The organism is Allobosea sp. 01N443, assembly GCF_056399325.1.
In genome coordinates this window covers 1-17,149 of sequence record NZ_JBFTRC010000040.1, presented here as the reverse complement: position 1 = coordinate 17,149, position 17,149 = coordinate 1, and the positions used below count along the sequence as shown (strand labels likewise).

The window sequence follows — 17,149 nt, the reverse complement described above, 5'->3', positions numbered from 1 at the left end:
TCGGCAGAGTGGCTTTGGGGGCGACGGAGGATTTCTGGAGCGCGCGCGACCGGTGTCCCGATCTGGAGTAGCCCGCTCGCCATCCCGTTCGGGAAAGAGCTCCAGCATCGCGCGTCGCCGATCTCCGGGTACCGCCTGCCCTCTTCTGGAAACCTCGTCTTTCCAATGCGATAGAGGACAGGGATGAATCTCAATCTGAGGGCGAGGGCAGGGTCTGGCGCCGACCTGTCAACTCCCGACCAAGGCGGCCAACGGGAATCTCGCGCCATCTGAGCCACCGCTTGGCACTTGCAACAGCTCAGTTTGACAAGCGAGGTCCCTGTGCCGGCATGGAGGTGAGCGTGCCGACGATCCGGTCGGTGCCCGCGCCTGCCGCGCAGAGCGCGTTCGCCGTCTCGCCGAAATCGACGAGATCATGGTGGCGGGCATCCGTGGCGCGCTCCAGCGGGATCAGCCAGGCCGCATGGCCGCGGCGCGCAAGGCCTTCGAAATAGAGCTTCTGGGAGGAGAACGGCACATTCGTCTCGCGCGGATCGCCGATCACGAAGACGCGCCGTGCGGGATCGGTCGGCACCTTGTCGAGCGCAGCCGAGGGGTCGAAACGCTCCGATCTCTGCCCCGGCCTCACGAGGCCGCGTGCTTCCAGATAGGCGCGATAGGCGGCTGCGCCGGAGGAGATCACCGCACAGCGCAGATCGTCGCGCTGCGCCAGCATCTCCGCGACGAGCGTGCCGCCACCGCTATGCCCGCCGAGCGCCCATGACTGGATGTGATACCGCGCCTTGAGACCGTCGAGCGCAGCCGAGATGAGCTGCGCTTCGATGGGGCGACCGCGCATCGTGTAGTGCTTGCCGGCGCTTCCATAGGTTCCGGGCCGCCCCAGGAAGATCGAGGGGATGCCGAAGCGGGCCGAAAGCCTCTGCTGCAGCGCGACCATCTCCGTCGGGCCGAAGCCGCTTTGCCGCTTGTCCGCATTCGCCCCCTTCGGTCCCAGTACGTCGCCGTTCAGCCAGATCGCGGCGATGGGGATCGTGCCGGAGCCAGGTTTCAGCCCGGCCGCATAATATCGCAGGCATGTCGCCTGGGTTTCGAGCCAGATCGCGGTATTCTTGGCTTCCAGCGCCGCGCACTCGGTCCGGCTGATCCTGATGCCATCGACCACGGCGATCGGGTCGAAATTCGCCCGCTCGGGGATGGATTGAGCGGAGGCCGGCGCCAGTCCTGGCGCCGCGGCAAATGTCAGCGTCAGCAGTCCGAGACGGCTTGAAGCTCCTATACCGCGCATCCTCGACTCCAAACGCGTTGCCGCCGAACCGGTACAGGCGCGGCCGATCCATGGACAGGGCATGATTGGCTCATTTCGCGGGCGGAGGCGAACGCCATCCCGCCCCGCGGGCGAAGCGGCGACATCTGACGACATTTCGGCGCGCATCGGGCAAGATGGCCCCCCTGCCACCGGAGGGTTGGCCGATGACGCGACGGGATTTCGTCCTCTTGCTCGCTGGCGCAGGGCTGACCTGGCCGCTCGGATCGCGTGCGCAGCAGCCCAAGGCCGTCCATCTCGGCTGGCTCACCATGGGACGGGTCGCCGAAGTCAGCCCGTTTCTCGACGCATTGCGTGCCGGGCTTGCCGCCCTGGGCTATGTCGAGGGCCGCAATCTCACGATGACGGCGCGCTATGCCGATGGCGACAGTGACCGGGTCGTGGCCTTGGCGGACGAACCGGCCRCCATGCCGGTGAATGTGATCGTCACCCATGGTCCGGCGACGAGCCTGCTTCAGAAGGTCAGCGCCGTCGTCCCGGTGATCTATGTGTTCAGCGCCGACCCTGTTCTGGCCGGGCTCGCCGAGAGCCTTGCCAGGCCCGCACGCAAGATGACCGGAATCACCTTGATRTCGGTCGAGCTGAACGGCAAACGCTTGGAAATGCTGCGGGAAGTGATGCCGCAGATCAATCGTGTCGCGATCATCGCAAGTCCGACGCATGCCGGAGAGGAGCTGGAGCGAAGCAATTCGATCGAGATGGCTGAGAAGCTCGGCATTGCGATCCAATATTTTTCCACCCCGGGTCCCGATGCGCTCCGTCTGGCCTATGCCGGCCTGGCCGCCGACCCGCCGCAGGCGATCGTGGTCTTTCCCGATCCGATCACCTTCACGAACCGCCGGCAGATCGTCGATGTCGCGAACGCACACCGCATTCCCGTCGTCTCGGCCTGGGCCGATTTTGCGGAGGCCGGCGCCTTGTACACATACGGACCGAAGCTCGCTGAATCCTATCGGCGGGTCGCCTATTACGTGGACCGCATCCTGAAGGGAACGAAGCCGGCGGAACTGCCGATCGAGCGCCCGACCGTGTTCGAATTCGTGCTCAATCTGAAGACGGCGAGGGCGCTCGGCATCGAGGTCAAGCCAGCTCTGATCGAACGCGCCGATCGCGTGATCGAATAGTGCGCCGGCTCCGGTCGCCTGCGCCGGCGAAACCGGCATCGTGGGCGCGGCCCTTCAGGAGTGACGGCGGCCGGCCCAGCCCGCGAGCCGGGCCAGGAAGGCGTCGGCGGCCCCGAGCTGCGCGGGCGCGATCCATTCGTCGGGCTGGTGCGCCTGGGCGATCGAGCCCGGCCCGCACACCACCGCGGAGATGCCGGCGGCCTGGAAGAAACCGGCCTCCGTGCCGAAGGGCATCGCGAAGGGCGGGCCGATGCCGCCGAGTGCGGCGACGACAGCGAGAGCCGGTTCGGCGCCGGCGCTCGCCAGAGGCGGAACATGGACATGCCTTCGCGTCGACTGGCGGATGTCGGGCGGCGTTGCGCGGGCGAGATAGGCGGCGACCAGCCGTTCGGTCTCCTCGGCATCCTCAGGCGTGACCGGCCGGAATTCCCAGAGCAGCTCGCAGGCGGAGGGCACGATGTTGATCGCCGAGCCGCCCTCGATCCGGCCGAGATTGACGGTCGTGCGGTCGATCGCCCCGGCGCGGTGCCCGACCGCCCTGAGGAAGCCGGCGAAATCGACCGCGGGATAGATCGCGCTCGCCCCCGCGCTCGGATCGCTCGAATGCGCCGCCTTGCCTTCGAAACGCGTGCGGAACCCGAGAAAGCCGCGATGGCGGTCGCCGAGCCGCATCAGGGTCGGCTCGCCGATGATGCCGAGCTCCGGCCTCTCCTCATGGGCGAGCAGATCGGCGATCAGGCCGGGCACGCCGAGACAGCCGACCTCCTCGTCATAGGACAGCGCGATATGGATCGGGCGGGCGAGATCGGCGGCCGCGAAACTCTCCGCCGCAGCAAGGCAGGCCGCGATGAAACCCTTCATGTCGGCGGCGCCGCGGCCATGGAGCTTGCCGTCGCGCTCGCTCAGCCGGAAGGGGTCGGAGGACCAGCTCTGGTCGTCGACGGGAACCGTGTCGGTATGCCCGGAGAGGACGACGCCGCCCGGCGCGCGGGGGCCGAAGCTCGCGAGGATATTGGCCTTGCCGCGACCCTCGTCATGGCTAAATCCTCCTGCGCAAACACGGTCATGATCTGGCTTCTCCGGGGCGTCGGGATACGGACGGGCGGCCGCCAGCGGCGGCGAGGCCGAAGCCGCCGAGGATCAAGGCCGCGCCAACGAGATGGAACGGCTGCACGGGCTCGCCGAGCAGCAGGAAGGCGAGGGCGGCGGTGAACAGGGCGACGAGATGGAAGGAGGCGCCCGTCACGCTCGGCCCCAGCGCACCGACGCAGCGATTCCAGATGATGAAGGCGAGCAGCGAGGCGAAGACGCCGATATAGAGCACCGCCGCGATCGGGCCGGGCGATATCGGGATCGTCGCGCCCTGGGCGAGCTCCCAGATCCAGAACGGCAGCAGCACCAGGAGCCCCGCCGCCATCGTCGCGGCTAGGAAGAGGAGCGGGTCGAGATCGGCCGGGCGGCGGCGCAGCAGCACCGAATAGACCGCGTAATTGGCGACCGCGATTAGAACCAGCGGCTCGCCGCCGGTGAGGCTCAAGCCCGACAGCGTCGAAGGCGCACCGCGCGCGACGATCCAGCTCACGCCGACGAAGGAGATGGCGATGCCGGCCAGCGTGCGGGCCGAGACACGCTCGACGCCGAGCATGAAGGCGGCGAGCGGCACCATCAGCGGCAGGGTCGAGTTCAGGAAGGCGACGCTCGCGGCCGGTGCACTTTGCAGGGCGAGATAGCCCAGCGCATTGTAGCCGGCGATGCCGAAGGCGCCGCAGGCGAAGACGAGGCCACGCGCGCGGATGAGCGCCTGCCGCTGCGCACGAAGCGTGCCGAGAACGAAGGGCAGCAGGCAGGCGAGCGCTACGAGCCAGCGGCCGACCGCCAGCGAGACAGGCGGAAAGGATCCTGCGAGCGCCCGGCCGAGCACGAGATTGCCGGCCCAGAACAGCGGCGGCAGGGGCAGGAGCAGCAAGGGCTGCGACCAGAGACGCTGGAAGAGATACATCGCGAGCGCCTTACGCGACGCCGGCGAGGCCGATGCGCAGCCGGCGGTTATGCCGGCCCTTGTTGTCGATCTTCAGGATGCTGATCGGCGGCGAGGCCCCGGTCGACGCGAGATGCGTGCCGCCGCAGGCCTGCCGGTCGAGCCCGACGATCTCGACGATGCGGACCTGCCCGTCCGCCGTCGGCGGCGGGGCGACAGAGCGCGAGCGGATCAGGCCGGGCTCCGCGAAGGCCGCGGCTTCCGCGACATGGCTTTGCCGCACCGGAAAATCCCGCCGGATCAGATCGTTGACCGTGCCTTCGATGGCGCGCAGGCGCTCGTTATCCGCCTCGGGCAAGTCGAAATCGATGCGCGCCGTGCCGTCCTCGTTCATCTGCACCCCGGTGACGAGCGCGCCATTGAAATCCTGGAAGACGACGGCATTCACGATATGCAGATCGGTGTGCAGCGCCCGCATCAGCTGCCGGAACGGCCCGTCGACCCTCGCTTCCACGGGCGCCGCCGGCAGTTCGAGCGGTTCCGCCAGCATGTGCCAGAGCCGGCCGCCCTCGTTTTCGAAACCCGCGATCGCGACTTCGCCGCCAGTCCAGGCGAGCGTGCCGCGATCGGGCAATTGGCCGCCGCCGCCGGGATAGAACGGGCTCTCTGAAAGCGCGACCCGGCCTGGCCGTGTCTCTACGACCTCCGTCGCCAGCGTCAGGACATCGGGATGATCGAGGCAGTAATAGCGGGACATGAAACTCACCTTGCGGGCAGCCCCGACGAGGGGCTTGCCTGCAGGCGAGAGTGGCGCGGCGCGGCGCGTGTCTATTGGCGAAAATTGAGAGCGCGATCAGATCGCCCGTGTGCGGCGGCTCTGCCGAAGACCGCAATCCACGTTTCCTGCCGATGCTTCAGCCGGACGCGGCGCGCACCCATTGCAGCGGCGTAATGCCGTAGCTGCGCTTGAAATGCCGCGTCAGCGCGCTCTGGTCGTAGAAGCCGGCGTCGAGCGCAGCAGCGGCGATCGTGGCGCCGCGCCCGAGCGCCCTGATCGCCGCCTTGAGGCGCAGTTGCGTGAGATAGGCATGCGGGGTCAACCCCGTGCTGCGCTTGAACAGGGCGATGAGCTGGAACGGCGTCAGACCGACCTCCAGCCCCAACTGCTCCAGCGTGAGGTCCTCGGCATGACGCTCCCGCATGAACTCGCGGATGCGGGCGGCTTTGGCGCGGTCCCGCGCCGGCAGCACCAGCCGGGGTTCGCCCGCGGCATGGCGCCGGATCAGGGCACCGAAGCTGCGCAGCAGCAGCTCGCGCTCCTCAAGCGGATCGTCGCCCTGGTCGAGGATGCGGTGCAGGCCGAGGAAAGCCTCGATCAGATCGGGGTCGTGGACGGTGTTGCGGCTGAAATAGGCGGTCTCATCCAGGCCCAGCGCGGTCTTCAGCGTCTCGATCGCCGGTGGCGTCAGGTAGAACCCGCGATAGAGCCAGCGCCGGCTCCAGCCCATCCGCCCGGAATGGGGCTCGTCGGGGTTGAACACCAAGAGGCTCGAGGTCCTGGCCTCGTCGCTGCGTCCGCGGCTCTTGAATTCGGCGCCGCCGGCTTCGGTGACGGCGACGACGAAGCCGTCATGGCTATGGGGCGCATAATCATGGCTGGTGAAATCGGCAACGAGGCAGCTCAGGCCCGGAACCCGCGGGTCGTGCCAGTAGCGCGAGGAGTTGCGGAGGTCGATGCGGGCCAAGATGCGATCCGGACGGTGAGGACGGGTGCGATGGTGCGACGATCCAGGCCGGATCGCAACCATGCTGCATTGCCGAAGGCGCGCCATCGGCTCCTCGAAACGCGCTCATCCCAGCCGCGATTGCTCACGGAACTGACGCGGCGTTACGCCGGCAATGCGGCGGAAGGCGCGGCTGAAATGCGCCGGGTCCGTGTAGCCGGTCGAAAATGCGACATCGATGATCCTGGAATCCGTGTCGCGCAAAAGCCTGGCCGCATTCTCATATCTGACCGTGTCGAGGATGTCCGAATAGGTCAGGCCGACATGGGCGAGCTTGCGCTGAAAGCTGCGGGCGCTGACGCCTGCCATCTCCGCGACCTCGGCCAGAGCCGGGGTTCGCTCATCCAGATAGGCCGGCAACATCAGCTTGAGCAGTTCGACGATGTCAAAGGCCGAGGGACCATCCGCGTGATCGTGCGGGGGGGCAAATGAGTCGGTCGAACGGTTGGAAAGACCAAGGTGGGAGACCGGCAGGCTGATCCAGGCAGCGTGCTGGCCTGACAGGAACTGCACATTGGGCCAGGCGGCCCGCGTCGCAGGACCCGGCGTGTACCTCGTCTCGAAGGCGATCGTTCCCGGCATCCAGTCGGGCCCTGCAAACTGCCGGATGATGTAGACCGGGAAAATATTCTGGATCCATTGTGCGTATTCCAGATTGAGCAGCCCATCTGTCCCGGCGAGCCTGCTGCAGACGCGCGCATGATCGTCATGGTGTTCGATCCACATGCTCAGGATCGTATCCTCCCGTGACGCCCAGCGGCAGGCGTGCCTGAGCGCAACGAGCAGTGTCGGGGCGTGCGCGATCAGCGCCCGGGTCCTTTCTCTCAAATGCAGGAAATGCAGCCGCTGGGTCGCGAGGAAGCCGAAATCCTCGATGCCCTGGGTTCTCCCGGCGGTTGCCGCGAAGCGCAGCACCGGCAGGAGCGGCAGGTAGAAGTCGCTCTTCTCCTCCAGGGACGAGGGAAGCCGGAACTTCTCCAGGAGCGAATGTGTCGGCGCCCCCCTCTCGTCGAGAATTCCGACGAAGGGCAGAAGGAACTGGCCGCGCGTCAAAGGGATATCAGCCATCGGATCTCGCCGTGATCATCGGGGCGCCGCGTTTCCTGGGGCAGGGCTACCCCAGGATTCGCCAACGACGCGCAGAATAGCCGGTCGCGATTGGCGCGAAATGGCAAGACTGCGATCTGCCCATGCACGAAATGCTGGGAACGGAGTTCGCCTGCCGGTCGGGACATGATCGGCGGCACGGAGGCGTCGGCTTCCGCGGACGGTCCGCCTGCACGAAGGGTCGGCAACGCCGTCGCTCCGCCCGTGCGGCGGGTCGACACAGGCCACGGACAGGCCACGAGACCAGAGATCAATGTCAGGGGAAACGGTGCGCTCTCTCATCATCGCGTTGACGTCGGCAGCATTATACATGCCCGCCTGGGCGTCCGATCTCCCGCAGCCAGCCCGGCCGCCAGCCCCTGTCATTGCTTCAGGGCCAAGCTTCTCCATCACGAGCTATCTCTGGGCGACGGCGATCGACGGAAAGAGCGCAACCTTCCCGCCGCTGCCGGCCGCGGATATCCACCTGCGCTTCCGCGACGTGCTGAAGGAATTGAACGGCGCGATGATGGCCTCCGCAGAGATGCGTATCGACCGCTGGGGCTTCCTGGTCGATGGCCAGTTTTCGCAGGTGACGACCGGCGGCAACCTGCCCGGGCCCTTCTTCTCCGCGCTGAAGCTGCGCTCGCAGAGCACGATCGTGCAGGGCTCCGCCCTTTATCGCGTCTATGAGGACGCGGCCGTTTCGCTGGACCTGGGCGGCGGCGTCCGGTTCTGGAACCTGAACAATAAGCTGGAGGTCCTGCCGGGCCCGGCCAATCTCCGGATCGACCACCGCGACTCCGAGATCTGGGCCGACCCCATCCTCGGCGCCCGGCTCGGAATCAAGCTCGGTGGCCCATGGAGCGTGACGGTTGCAGGCGATGTCGGGGGCTTCGGCGTCGGCTCGCACCTGACCTGGCAGGGCTTGGGCAGCGTCAATTACGCCTGGAGCGAGAGCCTGACGTTGAAGGCCGGTTACAGGGCGCTCCATGTCGATTATCGCAGGGGCGGTTTTTCCTACGATGTGACGCAGCACGGTCCCGCGATTGCGGCAACATACCGGTTCTGACCGGTCTGCCTATGAGTTCGACGATGGCGAAAGGAATGGATATGTCTATGACGGCGAGCGCGGTTCGGGCCGCAGGTGTTTCGATGGTTGCGCTCATCGCGCTCTGCGGGCAGGCCTTTGCGCAAGCGGGTGAAACCCAGTCCAAGGTCACCGATCCGCATTTCAAGATCGCGCCGGGCTATCTCAAGCCATCCGAACTGCCCGACAGCCTGGTCCTGCTGGGGCCGCCGCCCGAGAAGGACTCGGCTGCCTTGGCCAGGGACGAAGAAGCGCGCAAGGCGACGCTCCCGCTGCGGAACACCAGTCGCTGGAAGCTCGCCTCTACCGATGCCGATCTCGCCTTTCCGCAGGCGGCCGACAATTTCTCCTGCGCGATGGGTGTCAGGATCGACCAGAAGCAGACCCCGCGCCTCTACGCGATGACGCAGAAGATGCTGTCCGATTTCGGCCTCTCCACTTATGGCGTGAAGAACAAATACAACCGCGTCCGGCCCTTCGTCGTTCACAATGAATCGACCTGCAGGGCGGATCAGGAGGCGATTCTGAGGACCGACGGCTCGTATCCGTCCGGCCACACCGCCGCGGGCTGGGGATGGGCCCTGGTCTTCGCGCAGATCAATCCCGAGCGCTCGAATGAATTGCTCAAGCGCGGCATCGAATTCGGGCAGAGCCGCGTCATCTGCGACGCCCACTGGCAGAGCGATGTCGATGCCGGGCGCATCATGGGGGCGGCGACCGTTGCGCGGCTGCAGACCAATCCGGCCTTCCTTGCCGACCTCAGGGCGGCGAAGGCGGAAGTGAAGGCAGCGAAGGTGAAGCGCTTGAACCCGATGCCGGATTGTGCTGCCGAGACCGCGGCGCTGTCCGGGCAGTAATATGTCCAGCTGGGCGGCCGCCATGCGCCTCACAAGGTGGCGCCGGCTGTCCATCGAAGCTCCGCGTCCGCCGCCGGTCACCCCGGCGGCATGCGCTCGAAGACCCGTAGCGCGGGGTCGATCCTGTCCCAGCCATGGCCGCGAATGCCATAGGCGACCATGTGCGGATTGAACTGGCCGGGGTCGTCAAGGCTTGCCGCATGCACCGCGATCAGCTCCGGCATGGCCTGGAATGTCAGGTAAACGGGCGTTCCGCAGGTGGGACAGAAGGCGTGGATCTTGTCGTTCCCGCTGTCGCCCGCCACCCGCCAGCTCTTCGCTTCGCCTGCGATGGCCACATCGGCGCGCCCGGCGAAGGTCAGATAGGAACTGTGCCCCGTGCCGCTTCGCTTCTGGCAATCCCTGCACTGGCAGTGGATCTCGACGATGGGTTCGCTGCTTGTCTCGTAACGGATCGCGCCACAGGCGCATCCGCCGGCAAAGTGCCTGGTCATCGTCGTTCTCCTGCTGCCAGGTTGCCGATGGGCACTGGATCGCCGCGCGTCCGTTCGGACGCGGGGATGGGCGATCCAGCTCCTTGTTCGAGCATCGGATCTTTCCGAGAACCAGATTCCGCCCTTCGGGCCGATGCTCTGACTCTTTGTGTTTTCATCGCCTCTTCCGAAAATCGCAATCCACTTTTCGGGCCGATGCTCTGAGGGCTCAGGCCGCTTTCTTCTTGCCGAAGACGTCGAGCCCCCGGCCGGTTTCCAGGAAGGATTTCAGGCTGGAAAGAACCACCGGCCACCCCTGGCTGATCCCCTTCGCCATGCTGCTGCCGGCCTGGAGCTCGTCATGGCTGACGGTCAGCCGGGTCATTCCGTCATAATCGTCGATCTCGAAGGTGACCCGGCTATGGCTCGCCGGATCGGCGGCCTGCGCGGGGCTCGCCCAGGTGATGACGAGGCGTGACGGCGGCGAGACCTCGACGACCTTGCCGACCAGCTCGACGGTCCGCGCGTCATTGGCGCGGATATGCTGCCAGCCCGATCCGGCCTGCCAGTCGGAGACGTTCTCATGGCCCCAATAGCGCCGTGCGATCTCGGGTTTGGTGATGGCTTCGAAAACCTTCTCCGGCGTCGCGACAATATAGGTCACATAGACAAAGCTGGTCGTTTCCGTGGTCATTCTTCGTTTCCTTCGATGTCTTTCTTCAGGTCGTGGAGCAGGCTGAGCCTGTGACGTTCGAACTTGCGGACCCACCGTTCGTAGACCTCGTGGATCGGCACAGGATTGATGAAATGCAGCTTTTCCCGGCCGCGCCTGACCGTGCTCACCAGATTGGCCGCCTCCAGGATGCCGAGATGCTGCGTCGCGGATTGCCGGGCCATGTCCAGGTTCTCGCAGAGCTGGCCGAGCGTCTGCCCGTTCCTTTCAAAGAGCAGGTCCAGCAGCTTTCTGCGCGTCGGGTCCCCCAGCGCCTTGAACACGTCGTCAGCGTCCATCGTCCTCACTCATCTGCGAGGGCAATTTATGCAGGTAAATACCTGCATGTCAAATCGCGGCTTGGACCCACCGCAAACCCGACGGCCGATTGCGGCGCCGAGGCCGGGGAGCTACACCGTCCTCCAGCCTCCCTCACGGAAGCTCCTGGCGGCGGCATCGACCGTGCGCTCGATGCGCAAGCCGGTTTCGAAATCGATGAGATGAGCCGGCTCGCCGGCGATGGTCCGCATGAGCTCGCGGCACTCGATGATCTTGAGCTCGTTGAAGCCGAGTCCGTGACCGGGCGCAGGGATGAAGCGGTCATAGGGCTCGTGCACCGGCGCCGTCAGGATGCGGCGAAAGCCCTGCAGATCGCTGCGTCCCTCAGTGGTGTAGAGCTCGATCTCGTTCATCTTTTCCTGGTCGAAGCTGATCGTTCCCTTCGCCCCGAAGACCTGCACGAAAATCCGGCCCTTGCGGCCCCAGGCGCAGCGATTGAGCGCGACGAGCCCGGACGCGCCCGAAGCGAAGCGCAGCAAGAGGGTCGCGATGTCGTACGTCTCGACCGGCCGCGCGCCGCCCTCCTGCTGCGGACGCGTCGGATAGGGCCTGGCCATGTCGGCCATGACCTGCGCCACCTCGCCGACCAGCACCTTGAGCAGCGAGAAGGCGTGGACGCCGAAATCGTCGAGCGCGCCATGGCCCGATTGTGCCGCGCTCTTCCAGGAGAAAGGCGCTTCGGCATCGGCCATGAAATCCTCGTCCATCTCGATGCGGACATGGTTGACCGGCCCGATGGCGCCTTCGCCGATCAGTCGCGCCGCCAGCCGGATGGCCGGGTTCTGGATGTAGTTGTAGCCCAGTGCCGCGACCTTTCCGGCCGCCCGGGCGGCAGCCAGCATCGCTTGCGCATCGGCGAGGCTCGTTGCCATCGGCTTCTCGCACCAGACATGCTTGCCGGCCTCTAGCGCCGCAATCGCCATCTCGGCATGGACGGCGTTGGGCGCGGTGATCGAGACGATGTCGACCTCGGGATGGGTGACGAGCGCGCGCCAGTCGGCGGTGGACCCGGCGAAGCCGAGCTCGCGCGCCCGTCTTGCAGCCAGCGCATCGTCCACCTCGCACAGCATGGCGAGCCTTGGGCGGGCGACATCGCCGAAGACCGGAGCAACGGCATTCCAGGCCAAAGCGTGGCATTTGCCCATATAGCCGGTGCCGATGAGGCCGACGCCAAAAGCGCGCATGCAAGTTCTCCCGAGCTTGGGGGGGCTGGTCAGGGTGAAGGGATGGCTCAGACGGTGCCGCCGAGGGTTCGCAGTTCCTTTGCCGCCGGCCACCAGGGGCGCCCAGGCGTCAAGAGAGCAAACCTGACGCCATCGTTCAAGGTTCGGGGCGGCCAGAGCCGCTCCCGCAAGGCGTCGGAATGCGGTTCCTTCGGTAGGGCGTGCCTGCAGACGAAGCTGATCCTTGCGCAGACAGGACGCCTGCGAGCTGGAGGCGGCTCTGGCCGCCCCGAACCTTGAACGATGGCGTCAGGTTTGCTCTGTTGGCGCTTGGGCTAGCATTCGGACGCCACCAGCGCCGGCGCCGACCTGGGGTAGTGGACGTGATGACCCAGCACCGCATTTACACAATGAGCTTCGCCAAGGTCTATCCGCTTCTGGTCGCCAAGGCGGAGAGGAAGGGCCGCACGAAGGCGGAGGTCGACCAGATCATCCACTGGCTGACCGGCTACGGCCAGGAGGCACTCGCCTGTCAGCTGGCGAAGGACACGGACTACGAGACCTTCTTCGCCCAGGCGCCCGCGCTCAATCCTGCGCGAGCCGACATCAGGGGGAAGGTCTGCGGCGTCCGCGTCGAAGAGATCGCCGAGCCGGTGATGCGGGAGATCCGCTACCTGGACAAGCTCATCGATGAACTCGCCCAGGGGAGGGCGATCGATAAGATCCTGCACCGTCGGCCGGGATAGGTCTTGCGTTTGCGCTCGCGTCCAAGGCCGATCTGACCCCTTCGGGATATCGGATTGGCAGTGCTTCAAGCGGGAGATGCGAGGCTGGTTTCGCCGCAAACGACCGATAAGCGCCGTGAGAAGAGGCAATCTGCGGTCTACTCTTGACGAAACTCCGACACCTCGCGTCGAAATGGAGGACGCCTTTCCTTATCCCCCCTAGGGGGATATAGGCAAAAGATGTCTGAACCCCACATCCATGAAACCCATCCCGCGATCATCAAGCGGCTGAAGCGCGCTGGTGGTCACCTTGCCAAGGTCATCGAGATGATCGAGGCCGGACGCTCCTGCCTCGACATCGCGACGCAGCTCCAGGCCGTCGAGAGCGCCATCACGCAGGCAAAGCGGACGCTGGTGCAGGATCATCTCGATCACTGCCTCGACGAGGTCCTTGGCGACCTGCCGACCGAGCGTCGCCAGCCGATCGACGAATTCAAGCAGATCACGAAGTTCCTCTGAGGCTCACAATGCTCAAGGTCCTGTCCAATCGCGTCTACGGTCGCCTGTTTGCTGCGCAGATCATCGCGCTGGTCGGCACCGGTCTCCTCACGGTCGCGCTCGGCCTGCTCGCCTTCGCACTCGCCGGCGAGAGGGCCGGCGGCGTCCTCGGTACGGCGCTCGCGATCAAGATGATCGCCTATGTCACCGTCGCGCCCATTGTCGGTACGTTTGCGGCACAGCTGCCGCGCCGCGCCTTCCTGATCGCCATGGATCTGGTGCGCGCGGCCATCGCGCTCACGCTGCCCTTCATCACCGAGATCTGGCAGGTCTATCTGGCCGTGTTCCTGCTTCAGTCGGCCTCAGCCGCCTTCACGCCGACCTTCCAGGCTACGATTCCCGACGTGCTGCCGGACGAGGACGACTACACCAAAGCCCTCTCGCTCTCGCGCCTGGCCTATGACCTCGAGAGCATCGTCAGCCCGATGCTCGCGGCCGCCTTGCTCACGGTCATCAACTTTCACTGGCTTTTCGGTGGCACGGTCATCGGCTTCCTCGTCTCGGCAGCACTCGTCCTTTCCCTTACATTACCGGCCTCTCCAGCCAGGAAACGCGAGGGCGGGATCTACGACAGGACAACGCGAGGGATCAGGATCTATCTCGCGACGCCGAGGCTGCGCGGACTGCTCGCGCTCAACATGGCGGTGGCGATGGGGGGCGCCCTCGTCATCGTGAATACCGTGGTGATCGTGAAGGGGCGGCTCGGCCTTGACGACAACGCGGTTGCGCTCGCGCTGGCCTGTTTCGGCGGCGGGTCCATGCTGTCGGCGCTGACGCTGCCGCGTGTGCTGGAACGGGTCGCAGATCGAACGGTGATGCTGACGGCGGCGACCTTTCTGGCTGCCGTCCTTGGCGGCTTCGCTGCACTCCTCTGGGCCAGCGGCTGGGCACTCGCTCCGGCGGCGACGGGTACGGGCTGGGCCGCGCTCCTGGTCACCTGGGCGCTGCTCGGCATCGGTTGCTCCGCGACACAGACACCGTCAGGCCGGTTGCTGCGACGCTCAGCTCACGCCGAGGATCGTCCGGCGGTGTTCGCCGCGCAGTTCGCGCTCTCGCATGCCTGCTGGCTGGTGACCTATCCGCTGGCGGGCTGGCTCGGCGCGATAGTGCCACTGGCGACACTGGCAGGCCTGTTCGCGCTGGCGACGCTGGCGGCAGTGCTCTTCGCATCGCAGCTTTGGCCGGCTGGCAGTGCGGATGCCCTTGCGCATGACCATCGCGAGCTTCCACCGGGACATCCTCATCTTGCAGAGCATGGTCCGCGCCATTCCCATTCCATCATCATCGACGACCTGCACAGTCGGTGGCCCGCCGAGGCAAGATGAGGTGGTCAGGATGCAATGCCCCGGGTGCAGGCAAGAGCCATGACCGCGATGGCATGGATGGCTGGGACGGGTGATCGAGCGCCGGTCGTCGATCCGGCAATGACCTGCACGGGCTCCGTGGATGCGCGACGAGATCAGGCGGGCGGGCCGGCGCCAGATCGTGGAGGCAAGCTATTCCGCCACCATGTGGCATGTCAGGTCAGGGCATGCCGGGAGCGAAGCTCCCGGCCGCGCGGCCCTTCATGCTGCTTTGGCTCGCTCCTGCGCTGTCTTGACGGGCCCCTTGGCTGCAACGAGCGCCTCGTGGTCCAGTGCGGTCTGCGCGGCATAGGCCATCGCGAAACTGGTCAAGGCGTCGTCGAAGATCCCCGACGCCCCCATGTAACCGGCGATYGTCGCCGCATCGCCCGAGCGGACATGCGCGCGTGCAAGCGTGCGGCCGCAGAGTTCGGCATAGGCCGTCAGGGCCTGGCCCTCCACCACTTCGGCGATCGATCCGAGGCGGCGGTTCTTGAGTTGCCGAACGTAGAAATGCCGCCCGCTGGCGCTGTCATCCGCCCAGCCCAGGAAGACGTCGCTGGCCGCCTGCAGCATGCGCTGGCCTTCCACCACCCGCTGTCCCTGATGCGGTGGCCCCGGGTTCTTGCTCTTCGTCAGCCGGGCGAGGACCGAGGTCTGGGCTTCCTTGACCTGCAGGAACAACGGCTCGTCATCGGCCGTCATGAACAGGCCTACGACGCAGAACGTGCCGACGCTGCCGACGCCGACGACCTTGAAGGCGAGGTCCCGCAGGCCGTAGYGCGTCACCAGCACGCGGCGCTCGGGCGGCAGGGTCTCGCGATAGTGATGGAAGACCTTGTGGGCCTGCAGCGAGCGCGTGCTGTCGCGTTCCTCAGGCAGATGGTAGATCAGCGGCGGCCGGTCCTCGATGCCCCAGGAGCCGTCCGCCCCGGTATGCAGGCGGGGAAAGTTGCTGTCCTGCTGCGGATTGCGCGACGCCTTGGTGAGCAGGCCTTGCACATGCTTGCGCAGCGTCGGGTCGTCGATCCGCTCCAGTTCCTCTCCGAGTTCGGTGCGCGCATGCCAGGCCTCCAGCGGAGTGAGCTTGGCCAGCCTGCGCAGCCGGCGGCGATAGGCGCTCACCGTCGCTGCAACGGTGAGCCGGGCGGTCCTCCTGGAAAATCCGGCGTCGAGCGCTGCCACAGCGACACTGGCGGCCAGGCGCTTGAGATCGACGGCGAAGTCGATGCCCGGCAGCGTTTCGTCGAAATCGTTGATGTCGAACAGGACGTTCTCTTCCGGCGTGGTGAAGGCGCCGAAATTCATGAGATGACAGTCGCCGCAGGCCTGAACGGGCAGACCGGCCGATGGCAGGCCGGCCAGATCTTCCGCCATCACGGCCGCCGCACCGCGCAGAAAGGCGAACGGGCTCAGCATCATGCGCTCGTAGCGGATCGGCAGAAGCTCCGGAATGCGGCTGTCATCGGTCCCGGCGAGAATGGCGACAGCGTCGCTGCTGGAGCGGGGCGCCCAGTCGGCATGGCTCTCGCGCGGAACCTTGCCGCGCAGGGCCTTGCCGGCGGCGTAGCGCTCGGCACGGGACAGAAGCTGCGGCTTGGCCGGTTGATGTCGCGTCATCGGGGACCTCGATCTTGCCGTTTCGGCCCGCATGGACATGCTGTTCGTCGACGGACCTGTCCTTGGCGGCCGTATTCCGCGACCCGTCGCTTGCGCAGGACCCGTTTATACCAGCCTCCGGGGGCGATGCCCAAGCAAGAGGCCGTGACCCGGATGCTGTTCGTTTCCAAAGCCCGCAAGCATCTGTTCTCGTTGTCGCAGGTATTCGGAGAGACATTGCCAGACAATGCCCGAGAGGAGCATACTGTCTAATCTGGCCCAAAGGCACGATGTCGGGAGGGTTCGGAATGAACGGCTCCGGGGAACGTCGGGGCGGATGGAGCTGGTGGTACCTGCTCTTCATCGTCCAGTTCATCGCGGTACTCTGGCCGCCGTTCTACAACCGGCTCGACCCGGTCTGGGCAGGCATTCCGTTCTTCTATTGGTACCAGATGCTCTGGGTGCTGATCGGAGCCGCCTTCACCGCCACCGTCTACTTCGGGACCAAGGACTAGCTCGCCCGACCAGACCCTGTGCCTGACGACGACGAGCTCCGACAGGAGCGTGTCATGCATGACGTGAACTGGACCGCCACCACGGTGTTCGTGGCGTTGTTCGGCTTCATCACGTGGCTCGGCTTCGCCGCCGCCAACTGGCGCAAGGCAGATCTCGACCAGCTGCACGAATGGGGCCTCGGCGGCCGCAGATTCGGCACTTGGATCACCTGGTTCCTGGTCGGCGGCGACCTCTACACCGCCTATACCTTCATCGCCGTGCCGGCTCTCGCCTTCGGCGCCGGGGCGGTGGCGTTCTTCGCCGTGCCCTACACGATCGTGATCTACCCGATCCTGTTCCTGGTCTTTCCCAGGCTCTGGCATGTCTGCCACAGGCACGGCTACATCACCGCCGCCGATTTCGTCCGCGGCCGCTTCGGCAATCGCTGGCTGGCGCTCGCCGTGACCATCACGGGCATCCTCGCGACCATGCCCTATAT

19 protein-coding genes are annotated in these 17,149 nt (G+C 66.1%); 8 read left to right on the top strand and 11 right to left on the bottom strand.

What is annotated here, in order from left to right:
• Positions 1 to 298: 298 nt before the first annotated feature.
• Positions 299 to 1,285 (bottom strand): alpha/beta hydrolase family protein, encoded by a 987-nt coding sequence (locus tag AC1DRP_RS12825; RefSeq protein ID WP_441507311.1) that lies wholly within the window; start codon positions 1,283 to 1,285, stop codon positions 299 to 301.
• Positions 1,286 to 1,470: 185 nt separating this feature from the next.
• On the opposite strand from AC1DRP_RS12825, the gene AC1DRP_RS12820 reads away from it, so the two are divergent.
• Positions 1,471 to 2,448 (top strand): ABC transporter substrate-binding protein, encoded by a 978-nt coding sequence (locus AC1DRP_RS12820; RefSeq protein ID WP_476768643.1) that lies wholly within the window; start codon positions 1,471 to 1,473, stop codon positions 2,446 to 2,448.
• A gap of 54 nt (positions 2,449 to 2,502) precedes the next feature.
• Here the strand turns inward: AC1DRP_RS12820 and argE are convergent, their stop codons facing one another.
• From argE to AC1DRP_RS12795, 5 genes are all read right to left on the bottom strand, one after another.
• Positions 2,503 to 3,561: an acetylornithine deacetylase gene (gene argE / locus AC1DRP_RS12815; RefSeq protein WP_476768658.1), complete on the bottom strand. Its 1,059-nt coding sequence runs from the start codon at positions 3,559 to 3,561 to the stop codon at positions 2,503 to 2,505.
• On the bottom strand, positions 3,512 to 4,447 hold the full coding sequence (locus tag AC1DRP_RS12810; RefSeq protein WP_441491260.1) for a DMT family transporter: 936 nt from the start codon (positions 4,445 to 4,447) through the stop codon (positions 3,512 to 3,514). The genes argE and AC1DRP_RS12810 overlap by 50 nt, the downstream gene beginning before the upstream one ends.
• Before the next feature lie 10 nt (positions 4,448 to 4,457).
• The gene (locus AC1DRP_RS12805; RefSeq protein ID WP_476768642.1) at positions 4,458 to 5,183 is read right to left on the bottom strand and encodes an alanyl-tRNA editing protein; all 726 of its coding nucleotides are present in this window, start codon (positions 5,181 to 5,183) and stop codon (positions 4,458 to 4,460) included.
• Positions 5,184 to 5,340: 157 nt separating this feature from the next.
• The gene (locus AC1DRP_RS12800; RefSeq protein ID WP_441507316.1) at positions 5,341 to 6,171 is read right to left on the bottom strand and encodes an AraC family transcriptional regulator; all 831 of its coding nucleotides are present in this window, start codon (positions 6,169 to 6,171) and stop codon (positions 5,341 to 5,343) included.
• A gap of 105 nt (positions 6,172 to 6,276) precedes the next feature.
• Entirely contained in the window at positions 6,277 to 7,278 is a 1,002-nt protein-coding gene (locus AC1DRP_RS12795; RefSeq protein WP_476768641.1) for a helix-turn-helix transcriptional regulator, read from the bottom strand.
• A gap of 349 nt (positions 7,279 to 7,627) precedes the next feature.
• Between AC1DRP_RS12795 and AC1DRP_RS12790 the strand changes: the two genes are divergently transcribed.
• Positions 7,628 to 8,368, top strand: a complete 741-nt coding sequence (locus AC1DRP_RS12790) for a porin family protein (RefSeq protein WP_441507317.1) — start codon at positions 7,628 to 7,630, stop codon at positions 8,366 to 8,368.
• Between the two features lie 47 nt (positions 8,369 to 8,415).
• Positions 8,416 to 9,243 carry an acid phosphatase gene (locus AC1DRP_RS12785; protein ID WP_476768640.1) on the top strand — a complete coding sequence of 276 codons (828 nt, stop codon included), beginning with the start codon at positions 8,416 to 8,418 and terminating at the stop codon, positions 9,241 to 9,243.
• A 77-nt stretch (positions 9,244 to 9,320) separates the two neighbouring features.
• On the opposite strand, the gene AC1DRP_RS12780 is transcribed toward AC1DRP_RS12785, so the two are convergent.
• The 4 genes from AC1DRP_RS12780 to AC1DRP_RS12765 form a co-directional block, all read right to left on the bottom strand.
• A complete protein-coding gene (locus AC1DRP_RS12780) occupies positions 9,321 to 9,737 on the bottom strand; it encodes a GFA family protein (protein ID WP_441507319.1) in 417 nt (138 codons plus the stop codon).
• A gap of 208 nt (positions 9,738 to 9,945) precedes the next feature.
• Positions 9,946 to 10,410, bottom strand: coding sequence for an SRPBCC family protein (locus AC1DRP_RS12775; protein WP_441507320.1), 465 nt, complete (start codon positions 10,408 to 10,410; stop codon positions 9,946 to 9,948).
• Entirely contained in the window at positions 10,407 to 10,727 is a 321-nt protein-coding gene (locus AC1DRP_RS12770; protein WP_441507321.1) for an ArsR/SmtB family transcription factor, read from the bottom strand. Before AC1DRP_RS12770 ends, AC1DRP_RS12775 begins: the two co-directional genes overlap by 4 nt.
• A gap of 111 nt (positions 10,728 to 10,838) precedes the next feature.
• Positions 10,839 to 11,951 carry a Gfo/Idh/MocA family protein gene (locus AC1DRP_RS12765; protein WP_441507322.1) on the bottom strand — a complete coding sequence of 371 codons (1,113 nt, stop codon included), beginning with the start codon at positions 11,949 to 11,951 and terminating at the stop codon, positions 10,839 to 10,841.
• Between the two features lie 365 nt (positions 11,952 to 12,316).
• Here AC1DRP_RS12765 and AC1DRP_RS12760 point away from each other — a divergent pair, with 365 nt between their 5' ends.
• The 3 genes from AC1DRP_RS12760 to AC1DRP_RS12750 all read left to right on the top strand — a co-directional run bounded on the left by AC1DRP_RS12760 (position 12,317) and on the right by AC1DRP_RS12750 (position 14,538).
• Complete coding sequence (locus AC1DRP_RS12760; protein WP_441507323.1) at positions 12,317 to 12,676, top strand: DUF2200 domain-containing protein; 360 nt, start codon at positions 12,317 to 12,319, stop codon at positions 12,674 to 12,676.
• 219 nt (positions 12,677 to 12,895) lie between these two features.
• Positions 12,896 to 13,174 (top strand): metal-sensing transcriptional repressor, encoded by a 279-nt coding sequence (locus tag AC1DRP_RS12755; RefSeq protein ID WP_441507324.1) that lies wholly within the window; start codon positions 12,896 to 12,898, stop codon positions 13,172 to 13,174.
• An 8-nt stretch (positions 13,175 to 13,182) separates the two neighbouring features.
• On the top strand, positions 13,183 to 14,538 hold the full coding sequence (locus AC1DRP_RS12750; RefSeq protein ID WP_441507325.1) for an MFS transporter: 1,356 nt from the start codon (positions 13,183 to 13,185) through the stop codon (positions 14,536 to 14,538).
• Between the two features lie 240 nt (positions 14,539 to 14,778).
• Here AC1DRP_RS12750 and AC1DRP_RS12745 read toward each other — a convergent pair whose 3' ends face one another.
• Positions 14,779 to 16,176: a DUF2252 domain-containing protein gene (locus AC1DRP_RS12745; protein ID WP_476768639.1), complete on the bottom strand. Its 1,398-nt coding sequence runs from the start codon at positions 16,174 to 16,176 to the stop codon at positions 14,779 to 14,781.
• A 287-nt stretch (positions 16,177 to 16,463) separates the two neighbouring features.
• Here AC1DRP_RS12745 and AC1DRP_RS12740 point away from each other — a divergent pair, with 287 nt between their 5' ends.
• Entirely contained in the window at positions 16,464 to 16,670 is a 207-nt protein-coding gene (locus AC1DRP_RS12740; protein ID WP_441507327.1) for a DUF3311 domain-containing protein, read from the top strand.
• 54 nt (positions 16,671 to 16,724) lie between these two features.
• Positions 16,725 to 17,149: sodium:solute symporter family transporter (locus tag AC1DRP_RS12735; protein ID WP_476768638.1), on the top strand; the 425-nt coding region annotated here is incomplete at its 3' end.

Bases quoted from the DNA above. Each gene is read 5' to 3' on its own strand.
- AC1DRP_RS12810 (WP_441491260.1), bottom strand. From the start codon at position 4,447: ATGTATCTCTTCCAGCGTCTCTGGTCGCAGCCCTTGCTGCTCCTGCCC.
- AC1DRP_RS12825 (WP_441507311.1), bottom strand. From the start codon at position 1,285: ATGCGCGGTATAGGAGCTTCAAGCCGTCTCGGACTGCTGACGCTGACA.
- AC1DRP_RS12740 (WP_441507327.1), top strand. From the start codon at position 16,464: ATGAACGGCTCCGGGGAACGTCGGGGCGGATGGAGCTGGTGGTACCTG.
- AC1DRP_RS12750 (WP_441507325.1), top strand. From the start codon at position 13,183: ATGCTCAAGGTCCTGTCCAATCGCGTCTACGGTCGCCTGTTTGCTGCG.
- AC1DRP_RS12795 (WP_476768641.1), bottom strand. From the start codon at position 7,278: ATGGCTGATATCCCTTTGACGCGCGGCCAGTTCCTTCTGCCCTTCGTC.
- AC1DRP_RS12775 (WP_441507320.1), bottom strand. From the start codon at position 10,410: ATGACCACGGAAACGACCAGCTTTGTCTATGTGACCTATATTGTCGCG.
- AC1DRP_RS12780 (WP_441507319.1), bottom strand. From the start codon at position 9,737: ATGACCAGGCACTTTGCCGGCGGATGCGCCTGTGGCGCGATCCGTTAC.
- AC1DRP_RS12805 (WP_476768642.1), bottom strand. From the start codon at position 5,183: ATGTCCCGCTATTACTGCCTCGATCATCCCGATGTCCTGACGCTGGCG.
- AC1DRP_RS12790 (WP_441507317.1), top strand. From the start codon at position 7,628: ATGCCCGCCTGGGCGTCCGATCTCCCGCAGCCAGCCCGGCCGCCAGCC.
- AC1DRP_RS12785 (WP_476768640.1), top strand. From the start codon at position 8,416: ATGACGGCGAGCGCGGTTCGGGCCGCAGGTGTTTCGATGGTTGCGCTC.
- AC1DRP_RS12755 (WP_441507324.1), top strand. From the start codon at position 12,896: ATGTCTGAACCCCACATCCATGAAACCCATCCCGCGATCATCAAGCGG.
- AC1DRP_RS12765 (WP_441507322.1), bottom strand. From the start codon at position 11,951: ATGCGCGCTTTTGGCGTCGGCCTCATCGGCACCGGCTATATGGGCAAA.
- AC1DRP_RS12760 (WP_441507323.1), top strand. From the start codon at position 12,317: ATGACCCAGCACCGCATTTACACAATGAGCTTCGCCAAGGTCTATCCG.
- AC1DRP_RS12770 (WP_441507321.1), bottom strand. From the start codon at position 10,727: ATGGACGCTGACGACGTGTTCAAGGCGCTGGGGGACCCGACGCGCAGA.